Genomic DNA, 3,390 nt, shown 5'->3' with positions numbered 1-3,390 from the left:
TTTTCGCCGACGTGCCCCTGCGCATTCCCGGCCTTGTCCTCGAAGGGGGAAGCATCGAAAGCGATGGGCGCGGGACGCTGCTCACCACCAGCGAGTGCCTGCTCAACCCCAACCGCAACCCTCATCTGGATCGCGCCGACGTGGAGCGGGAGCTCGGCAACTGGCTGGGAGCCTCCCATGTCCTGTGGCTGGAAAGCGGCTATCTGGCCGGGGATGACACGGATTCACACATCGATACCCTTGCTCGTCTTGCCCCGAACGACACCATTCTCTACGTCGCCTGCGACGATGAGACCGACGAGCACTTCGCGGCCTTGCAGGCCATGGCGCGGGAAATTGAGAGCTTGCGCACCCCGGATGGCGCTCCCTATCGCCTGCTGCCCCTGCCCTGGCCGGCGGCGCATTACGATGAGGACGGGCAGCGCCTGCCCGCCACCTACGCCAACTTTCTGGTGATCAACGGCGCGGTGCTCGTGCCGACCTATGGCGATCCGCGCGACGCCGAGGCGCTAGCCGCGGTCGGGCGGGCCTTCCCCGACCGCGCTATCATCGGCGTCGACTGTTCCGCCCTGATTCTGCAACACGGCTCCTTGCACTGCGTCACCATGCAACTGCCCAAGGGGGTTCTGCCATGAAACAACTCCGTGTCGGTCTGGTACAGCAAAGCTGCGGCGCGCATCGCGAACAGAATCTCGCCAAAAGCGTCGCCGGCATCCGTGATGCTGCAGGACGAGGCGCCCAGTTGGTGGTGCTCCAGGAACTGCACGCCGGCCTTTATTTTTGCCAAACCGAGGACACCGCCTGCTTCGACCAAGCGGAACCCATTCCCGGCCCGTCGACCGAACTTTTCGCCGGCCTGGCCCGCGAACTTGGGCTGGTGATCGTCACCTCCCTCTTCGAGCGGCGCGCCCCCGGCCTTTATCACAACACCGCCGTGGTTTTCGACCGCGACGGCACCCTGGCCGGGCGCTACCGCAAGATGCACATTCCCGACGATCCGGGCTATTATGAAAAATTCTACTTCACCCCCGGCGACCTGGGTTTTGAACCCATCGCCACCTCCCTGGGCAAGCTCGGCGTTCTGGTTTGCTGGGATCAGTGGTATCCGGAAGGCGCGCGTCTCATGGCCCTGGCCGGTGCCGATCTGCTTATCTACCCCACCGCCATCGGCTGGGATCCCCGGGACACCGAAGACGAGCGGCAGCGCCAGCGCAAGGCCTGGCTGACCATCCAGCGCGCTCATGCGGTGGCCAACGGCCTGCCGGTCCTGAGCGTCAACCGCGTGGGATTGGAGCCAGATCCCAGCGGCCAATCGCCCGGCGCCCTGTTCTGGGGCAGCAGCTTTGTCGCCGGACCGCAAGGCGAATGGATCGCCCGCGCGAGCGTCGACACGGAGGAGGTTCTGGTCACCGACATCGACCTGGGACGCAGCGAGGAGGTCCGGCGCATCTGGCCGTTCCTGCGCGATCGGCGCATCGACGCCTACCAGGATCTGACCCGGCGCTATCGGGATTAGAAAAACCCACGCAAAAGGGGGTGAGTCATGAGACTCACCCCCTTTTGCGTTGCTTCATTTTGCCAAGCTCAGTCGATGACCGTCACCTTGGTGATGACCACCGGCTCCAGGGGCACGTCATCATGGCCGGCCTTGCTCGCCGTGGGCTGCTGCTCGATGGTGTAGACCACGTTCATGCCGTCGACGACCTTGCCGAACACCGCATAGCCGAAATCCTCGGGACGACTGCCGGTGTTGTCGAGAAACTTGTTGTCCTCGGTGTTGATGAAAAACTGGGCGGTGGCGCTGTCGACCTCCGAAGTCCGGGCCATGGCGATGGTGCCGGTCTTGTTTTTCAATTTGTTGCGGGCTTCGTTCTGAATGGGCGCCCCGGTCGGTTTTTCCTGCATGTCCGGGGTAAGGCCGCCGCCTTGGATCATGAAGCCCTTGATGACGCGATGAAAAATCGTGCCGTCGTAATGCCCGGCGCGGGCGTAATTGACAAAATTTTCCACGGAAATCGGTGCCTTTTCCGCATCGAGTTCCAGAATAATTTCACCCAGGGACGTTTCCATCTGAATCAGGGGATTGGCGTTGCTCATGTTTTTTTGACCTCGATCTGTTGTGATGGGGGCTGAACCTGCCGGCGCACGGCAGGTTCAGCCGAGATAATTCAGCTGAAAGTGCATCCGCAGAAAATCCTGAAATTTTCCCACTTCCTGCAGGGCCAGTTGCAAACGGCCCGCCTCCATGCGGTTGAGCTGATCCAGGGAGATATAGTTGGTGGGTTCGCGGCCCTCGCGCAGAGCCGCCACCTGGCCGCGCAAGCGCAGATAAACCAGGAAATTATAACTCGCCTCCAGGGCCTCGAACTGCTTGGGCTCGAAAACATTGGCCTCCAGAAGGCCTTTCATCCTTTCGCGCGTTCCGCCCTGAAACAGGTCGGCTTCGAGGGCCAGCACCTTGACGCCCTCGGTAATGGCGAAGATGCCTGCTTTCTTCACGTCGATCATTCCCGCATGTTCGCCCCTGGGCTCCGCCTTGATGCGCCCCAGAAGGCTCAAGGGCGGCTTGAAACGCAAAACATTGGCGGCGGTATGAGCGAGAAAGCCCTCGCCGCGTTTGAGCCTTTCAGAGACATGGGCCTTGAGCTCCCGCTCAAAACCGGCATCGCCATGCAGGGTGCGAAGATCAAAAAACATGCTGCCGTTGAGAATATTCTCAGGCGTCGCGGTTGCCATCCAGCGGTCGAGTACCTCGCGCCAGCCGCCAAGACTGCGCCGCCAGGCGGCGTTCTTGGCCATGATGCCCCCTGGGCAGGGCGGCACGCCGATGGCAATCAGGTTGTCGATGAGTTCCCGGCTGAATGCTTCAATCTCCTGGATTTCAGTGGATGACAACTCGTCGGCATAGACGATGGCATTGTCCTGATCGGTAGTCAGGGTTTGCTCACGCCGCCCTTCGCTGCCGAGAACCACGAAGGCAAATTTCGACCTGAGCGCGGGAAAGCGTTCCTCGCGCAACAGGGCGATGAGGCGCAACAGAATCCGATCATTGAGGTGGGCGATGGTCCGCACCAGATCGCGCGTCGCGACACCCGTCCCCACCAGATGAACGACCAGATCCTGCACCTGGCGATGGAGATCCTTCAGGGTGTCGACGGTGTGCGCCTCTTCGATATCGCGCATCAGTTTCTGCGGCGAGCGGCTCTGTAGGCGCAGGATATCCGAATCGGTGATGATGCCGGTCAGCGCGCCCGCCGCATCGACCACTCCCACTCGGTGGATGCCGTTACGCGTCATGCGATACAGGGCTTCAAAAAGATAATCGTCCTCGTTGACCACGATGAGAGGCGAATTCATGACCGCACTCACCAGCAGATCCCGGGGATTCGC

The 3,390-nt window shown here is 61.5% G+C and carries 4 protein-coding genes; 2 read left to right on the top strand and 2 right to left on the bottom strand.

Translation table 11 applies throughout. The annotated features are described in order from the left end of the window. Nucleotides 1–635: agmatine deiminase family protein (locus QAT43_RS14620; protein WP_305043827.1), on the top strand; the 635-nt coding region annotated here is incomplete at its 5' end. Further along, nucleotides 632–1,516 (top strand): carbon-nitrogen hydrolase, encoded by an 885-nt coding sequence (locus QAT43_RS14615; RefSeq protein WP_305043826.1) that lies wholly within the window; start codon nt 632–634, stop codon nt 1,514–1,516. The genes QAT43_RS14620 and QAT43_RS14615, both read left to right, overlap by 4 nt. Before the next feature lie 68 nt (nt 1,517–1,584). On the opposite strand, the gene QAT43_RS14610 is transcribed toward QAT43_RS14615, so the two are convergent. Next, nucleotides 1,585–2,097, bottom strand: a complete 513-nt coding sequence (locus QAT43_RS14610; protein WP_305043825.1) for a peptidylprolyl isomerase — start codon at nt 2,095–2,097, stop codon at nt 1,585–1,587. A 57-nt stretch (nt 2,098–2,154) separates the two neighbouring features. Beyond that, the coding region (locus tag QAT43_RS14605; protein ID WP_305043824.1) for a putative nucleotidyltransferase substrate binding domain-containing protein at nt 2,155–3,390 on the bottom strand (1,236 nt) is incomplete at its 5' end.

The organism is Geoalkalibacter sp., from assembly GCF_030604225.1.
Taxonomy (GTDB): Bacteria; Desulfobacterota; Desulfuromonadia; order Desulfuromonadales; family Geoalkalibacteraceae; genus Geoalkalibacter.
Note: the sequence above shows the minus strand (reverse complement) of the source record. Positions and strands in the feature narration are given on the sequence as shown.